At 40.4% G+C, this 6,010-nt stretch carries 10 protein-coding genes; all 10 read left to right on the top strand.

The annotated features are described in order from the left end of the window. Positions 1 to 620, top strand: a 620-nt coding sequence (locus KAH81_10420) for a peptidyl-prolyl cis-trans isomerase (GenBank protein ID MCK5834067.1), incomplete at its 5' end; no start/stop codon positions are given. Further along, entirely contained in the window at positions 610 to 1,881 is a 1,272-nt protein-coding gene (locus KAH81_10415) for a peptidylprolyl isomerase (protein ID MCK5834066.1), read from the top strand. The genes KAH81_10420 and KAH81_10415, both read left to right, overlap by 11 nt. Then, positions 1,881 to 2,279: a secondary thiamine-phosphate synthase enzyme YjbQ gene (locus KAH81_10410; GenBank protein ID MCK5834065.1), complete on the top strand. Its 399-nt coding sequence runs from the start codon at positions 1,881 to 1,883 to the stop codon at positions 2,277 to 2,279. Before KAH81_10415 ends, KAH81_10410 begins: the two co-directional genes overlap by 1 nt. 93 nt (positions 2,280 to 2,372) lie before the next feature. Continuing rightward, positions 2,373 to 3,002 carry a hypothetical protein gene (locus KAH81_10405; GenBank protein MCK5834064.1) on the top strand — a complete coding sequence of 210 codons (630 nt, stop codon included), beginning with the start codon at positions 2,373 to 2,375 and terminating at the stop codon, positions 3,000 to 3,002. A 50-nt stretch (positions 3,003 to 3,052) separates the two neighbouring features. Then, a complete protein-coding gene (locus tag KAH81_10400) occupies positions 3,053 to 3,592 on the top strand; it encodes a sigma-70 family RNA polymerase sigma factor (protein MCK5834063.1) in 540 nt (179 codons plus the stop codon). Between the two features lies 1 nt (position 3,593). Next, positions 3,594 to 4,112, top strand: a complete 519-nt coding sequence (locus KAH81_10395; GenBank protein MCK5834062.1) for a hypothetical protein — start codon at positions 3,594 to 3,596, stop codon at positions 4,110 to 4,112. Then, on the top strand, positions 4,112 to 4,624 hold the full coding sequence (locus tag KAH81_10390) for a hypothetical protein (protein ID MCK5834061.1): 513 nt from the start codon (positions 4,112 to 4,114) through the stop codon (positions 4,622 to 4,624). The genes KAH81_10395 and KAH81_10390 overlap by 1 nt, the downstream gene beginning before the upstream one ends. A 10-nt stretch (positions 4,625 to 4,634) precedes the next feature. Next, positions 4,635 to 5,198 (top strand): periplasmic heavy metal sensor, encoded by a 564-nt coding sequence (locus KAH81_10385; GenBank protein MCK5834060.1) that lies wholly within the window; start codon positions 4,635 to 4,637, stop codon positions 5,196 to 5,198. A gap of 142 nt (positions 5,199 to 5,340) precedes the next feature. Next, positions 5,341 to 5,502 (top strand): hypothetical protein, encoded by a 162-nt coding sequence (locus tag KAH81_10380; GenBank protein MCK5834059.1) that lies wholly within the window; start codon positions 5,341 to 5,343, stop codon positions 5,500 to 5,502. A 19-nt stretch (positions 5,503 to 5,521) separates the two neighbouring features. Continuing rightward, positions 5,522 to 6,010, top strand: a 489-nt coding sequence (locus KAH81_10375) for a hypothetical protein (GenBank protein ID MCK5834058.1), incomplete at its 3' end; no start/stop codon positions are given.

Here is a 6,010-nt window from a genome sequence, read left to right as displayed (position 1 = left end):
CTAATGATGTTGGCCTTACTGACCTTCCAGAAGTTGCCGCTAAATTGGATGAGGCTAGAAGGATGATTCTGGCTTCAGCATATGAACAATTTTATTTATTGCCAAATACTTCAGTGGATTCTTCAGAGGTGTGGGCGTATTATCAGGAACATTCCGAGGAATTTGTCAGATCTAATGATGAGGTTCTTCTCGATCATATTATGTTTAGCGACACAGCCTTTAAGGATTCGGTAGTTATGCTACTCGATTCACTTGGTTTCGAAGAGTTGGCGGAAAGATTCGGTCTCGGCCAGGAGGGATATTCCATAGGAAGCACCGAATACCTCTCGAAAAAGCAAATTCATGCAAGTATTGCACGAAAGGCTTTTGCCCTTGCTGAAGGCGAGATGGCAGGACCTATTAAAACGGAGTTTGGTTATCATTTTATTCGGCTTGTTGATTTTGCCCCAAAGGGAAGCCTTAGGGAGTTTTCTGAAGTCAGCTTGAGCATTCGGGACTTTATTTCAGAACAAAAGTTTCAAGAGCTTTATTCAAGTGTTCTGGATTCGTTAAGGTCGGTTAAAGCAGTGACAATCGATACAAATGCAGTTAAAGAAGCGTTGGCTAAACATGAGAAATAGTATTTTTGTATTTATTATATTTACTTCCATTGCGATTTTTGCTCAATCGGGTGTCGATCTCGAAGAGCGAATTTTGTCAGTTGTCGAAAATGAGGTGATTACAACCACCGAAGTCGAGATGGCGTTTATTATCGAAGGCCAAACCAAGAATGTCGACGATATAGACAGCGAGGAGCTTCGCGCTAAGGTAATGGAGATAATCGACGAACGACTTATTCTACTCGCGGCAGTCGAGGATTCATTGGAAGTTGACCAAACACGAGTCGAAGAATATTTCAAACAAAGATGGCAGACTCTTGTCGAGGGCTACGGCGGAGAAACAGCACTCGCCGAGGCGCTTGAAGCAGAGGGATTCTCGGTAGATAGTTTTAAGAAAAAGACTCGCCAGCAGATAAAAGACTTTCTGTTGAAACAAAGGTATATCGAGAAGAATTTTGGTAGAGTCGATGTTGTCCAAGAGGATGTAGATGAATTCTATACTTTATTCAAAGATAGCCTTCCTACAGCGCCTGCAGAAGTCGAATTCGATGGAATAATTATTGAACTTATTGCTGATTCTTCGAGAATAAAGAAAGCGTTTACCAAAATCGATGATGCACTCGATAAAATAGCCAATGGCGAGGACTTCAGCAAAATCGCCGTTGAGGTTTCCGAGGATGCTACAACTGCCGAAAAGGGTGGATTGTTGGGAAATTTTGCAAGGGGCGACCTTCTTCCTGCATTAGATTCAGTTGCTTTTACCCTCGATTACGAGGTTATCGGAGGACCTGTTAAAACTCCAATGGGCTATCATCTTCTTAAGGTTCTCGATAAGTCGGCGGGTAAGATAACCCTCTCGCATATATTATTTAAAGTAGAAGTTACCCCGGATAGGTTCAACGAGATTATGGCGCTTGCCGATTCGGCAATTAGTTTAGCTGAAGCTGGTCGAGTTGATTTTTCCAATGTGGTAACGGATTTAGGAAGTCCTCCGGAGCTGAGCTATATTAATGATGTTGGTTGGCTTCCGATTTCAGCTCTCGGTAAGGAGCTTGGCATCGAGGTTAAATCAGCCAAGGAGGGGGATATTATTGGCCCATTCGAAGGTGAAGGTTCTTATGAGATATATCGCATAATGGGAAAAAGAGAAGGCCGAGCACTCACAATCGAGGATGATCGCGAGTTACTTGAAGAGTATGCGAGGCAATATAAAATGAAGAACCTTATCGACAAACATCTTCAACAACTTCGCAAGAGATATTATATCGAAATGAGGATATAATCGTTAAGCGATTCGAATTAAAGACGGATTCGAGAAACTGTATGCTGGACATAACAAGAATGGTTGCTTCCGCTGTAACGGAATCGGCTATCGATGATGGTCTTGCATTAGTTTATGTTCCGCATACTACCGCCGCAATTACAACAAACGAGGGCGCAGACCCTGACGTGATTGAGGATGTCCTTTCTTTTCTCGAGGAAATCGTTCCCTATAATCATAATTATCGCCATTTTGAGGGCAATTCTGATGCTCATATTAAATCTTTGCTTGTGGGTGTGAGTCAAACGATTATAGTTGATAAAGGTAAACTCAATTTGGGCACATGGCAGAAGGTATTTTTCTGCGAATTTGATGGCCCTCGTAAACGTCACTTTTTCGTAAAAACTCAAAAATCTTGATGAAGTTCTTGCATTTTTTTTGATATTCGCTTTGACATCTCAAACCGCGTGATTTATTAATAGGTGATTTTAAACTTATTGAAAGGGCGAATTATGAGAGTCTTTGGTATTGTTATATCTTTTCTAATTCTTGGCTTTTCAATTACTTATGCTTTTCGCCCTGCCCCGCCGCCCGGAACTCCATCTTTTATTGTTGATGAAGGTATCGAGGTGGAGTATGCCTATATTGATGCGGTTGTTCTGGACACTTTAGCTCAAGTTGTATTCATTAGCAGCGTGAATGTTCCCGATTTCATGGATAGCATACATATTCTCCCAAATTGGCCCATGGATTCCGTTCGCATTTATAGCTCTATGGATATTGATTCCTCTGAATGCGGGATACTTGTCTTAGCAGGGGATGTGACTGTAATCGATATTAAAGATAAAGAAAGGTCACTTATAATCCGCACTTCATATGAAATACCGGTTAGCGCGGCGCTTTCCGGTCCACCGGGAGAATGGAAATTTGGCGAGAAATTTGGGATCTATCCTCCTTTCCGAAATAAAGACGGCAATATAATCGAGCCCAAAAACCTTCAAATTCGAGCAATTTTACCCTCTAAACTCAAGCCTATCGGTTCGGCAAAAGATTTTACGTTTAGAAATATGGCCGGGGATTTTGTGAGCTGGCAATTAGTTGGTAATACACTTGATGCTATGCAGATTTTTCAAACAAAGTGAAAAACTGTTAAACCTGTATCTATTTTCGAGCGTCAGAATAATTGAGAAATATGGAATTTAACAATAAAAATGAGCAGTTCCTCGATCTTTTAAGAAGTGGCGATAAAAATGCCCGGACGCAGTTTGTCCGAGACAATCAGAAAAATATATTCGGATTGGCTTTCAGGATGACCGGCAACCGAGATGATGCGTTAGATATAACTCAGGAAACATTTATGAAAGCGCTCAAGAACATAAAGAAATTTCGCGGTGACTCGTTGATATCGACATGGCTTTATACGATAGCGGCGAATCTATCGCGAGATTACCTTAGACGCAACTCTCGTAGAACATTCGTCGAGATCGATGACAATACTGTATCGGCAGATTCTCGCTCACCGCTTTCTATACTCGAAGAGAGAGACAAAAGGCTTTTTGTGCGCAAAGCATTGATGGCGTTACCCCCGAAAACGAGAGTCGCATTCTCTCTTAGGTTCGAAAAAGGATTACCGATTTCGGAGATAGCCAAGGTTCTAAAAAAGTCCGAAGGCACAATTAAGGCCCAGTTGCATAACGCGGTTTATAAAATAAAATCGCTTTTGGAGGATTAAAATGAGTAAAAAGAACATAAAGATGCAGGATGTTGAATGGGAGATGCGGCGATTTCTCGAAAGCGATCCGATTCCAAGACTGGGTGAAAGTGAGATTTCTCGCTTAACAGAAAAAGTTATTAATGGCGAGAAGTTGCCTAGAAGACTGACTTGGTGGGATATCCGACCAATTTTCAAAGGGGCATTTGGTGTAGCGGTTGTTTTGATCGCTGTCTTTGTGACAGCAATCATCAATAATGGGTCTTCTAACATCGAAGTCGCAGAATCTAGATATAGTAACTCCTTTTTTGAGGAATACGGGGCTGAGGAGGTTCTTGTAGAGGCTATATATAGCGGAGATTTAGATTTTGAATTTGCTGCCGAAAAGCTAATTGACGAAACTTCCCGCGACCTAGAAAGCTCTTATGAAGGATATTACGATACAGATTATATTTCGGATATAGAAGAACTCAACGACGATGAAGCACAAAAAATACTGAAACTTATGGATGAATTAGGATACCCGGATAGGGAGGCATAATGAAAAAAACAACGATTATTCTAATCTTTGTCTTAGTCTTATCTTTGGCTGTTTCAGCGCAGCATGCGCCACCAGAGGGACATGGAGGCAAAGCTCATTTAAGGGAGAGAATAGGGCTTATTAAAATGTGGAAACTAATTGAAGTGTTGGAGTTAAATGAAGAGCAATCAATGGTATTCTTTCCGGCTATGAAAGAACACGACTCTCGTCTTCAGCATCTTAAAGAGGAAGAAGACCGTCTTCTCGGTAAATTGGAAGCTCAACTTGACGCAGTTGTTATAGATAATGTCGCTTTAGGTGCAACGGTCGATTCGGTTGTATATTTGCGGGATGATAGACTGGCGACTGATTTGGAGTTTTTTAATAAATTAAACGATGTATTAGATGTGAAACAAAGAGCCAAATTACTCCTTTTTGAAAAGAATTTCGACAAGGAGATAAGAGGTGTAATCGATATGGGTGTACGCAACGACAAAAGAAGAGATTATCGTATGCCCTCAAATAATAAATGAAGGAGGAAAAATGACCGGAACATGGTGGACAAAGGTCTTATTATTCTCGACGATGATGCTCGCAGGAAGTATCCTAGCTTTTCATGCGAAGGGAGGGATGAATAAAGACCGACCCGGAGTTTCCCGAGGACAAAAAATCGAGCAAATGGCCGATCACTTGGAACTGAACCAAGATCAAGTGGATAGGATCGACGACCTCAGGTATGAAATGAAAAAAAAGAGCATTGATATGCATGCTGATCTGGAGAAGGCCAGACTTGAACTTCAGAGACTCATGGATGCCGATGATCTTAACCGCAAAGCCATAATATCTCAGGTTGAGAATGTGAATGAGCTTGAAGATAAACTTGGAATTCTGAAAATCGAAAATATGCTCGATGTCTCAGATGTCTTGACTTTCGAACAAAGAAAGATGGCGAAAGATCTACGACAAAGCAAAAGAATGGGTAGTAAGGTGTCGAGACAAGGGAAATTCAATAATGAAGAAAAGAATCATCAGCATGAAGAGGGGATGAGGCATGGTATGGACATGAAGGAGATGCCAAGGGATTTACCGGCATCTAAAGCCAAATAATTTTTTATTGAATCCTCTCATCAAAAGACGAAACCTGTTTTCAGGTTTCGTCTTTCTAATAAACGTTTAAATGTTTTATTAATCCACTTGAAAATTTCAAAATTATGTTGTATTCTTAGTAAAACTGATAATGGAGGTTAAATTGTTTAGTGTAATATTTGGATTCTCGTCGCTTAGTCTGCTTTTTATATTCGATTCCGCCAAAAAAGCAGCTGAAGACAAAATTCTGGAGAAGATCGTCCGTGAAGCCCGAGAGAGAGCTAAAAAGGCGATTTCCAACAAAGAGATGAAAGAGGATAATTAATTACAATTTTGGAGGGGAAATGCGAAAAACACTCTCGATTATTCTAATCGGAGCTTTAACGATTGTTTTAACTGGTTGCCTTACAACCGATACAAAAGAATATACTTGGGAATTTAACAATGACGGCAGTGGTCAAGGAAAGATAGTTTTCGAAAATATATTTTCATCAGGCAATACCGACGAAGATTATTCTCTGGAAGACTTCAATTCCCTTATTAATGATTATATCGAAGGAACTACCTTAGAGGATACCGATGGCGGAATGCGCGATGTAGAAAAGCGACTTTATATAGATGATGGAAAGCTTTGTGGAGAGATAACTTTCAAGTTCGATAATTATCAAGATGTCGGTTTTTATAGGTATGAAAATGATGGACCTTATATGTATCTTGTTAATTTAGGAGAGGAATTTTTTGTTAATTGTAATGGTGAATGGGCCGGGGAGGATTTCCCTGTTATTTTTTGGCCTGAGGCAACCAAAGAATTTATTCTTACTACATCCCTCGGC

It is taken from the genome of bacterium (assembly GCA_023145965.1).
In the GTDB taxonomy this organism is placed as follows: domain Bacteria; phylum UBP14; class UBA6098; order UBA6098; family UBA6098; genus UBA6098.
The sequence above is the reverse complement of the archived record's forward strand: the minus strand, read 5'-3'. Positions and strand labels throughout refer to the sequence as shown.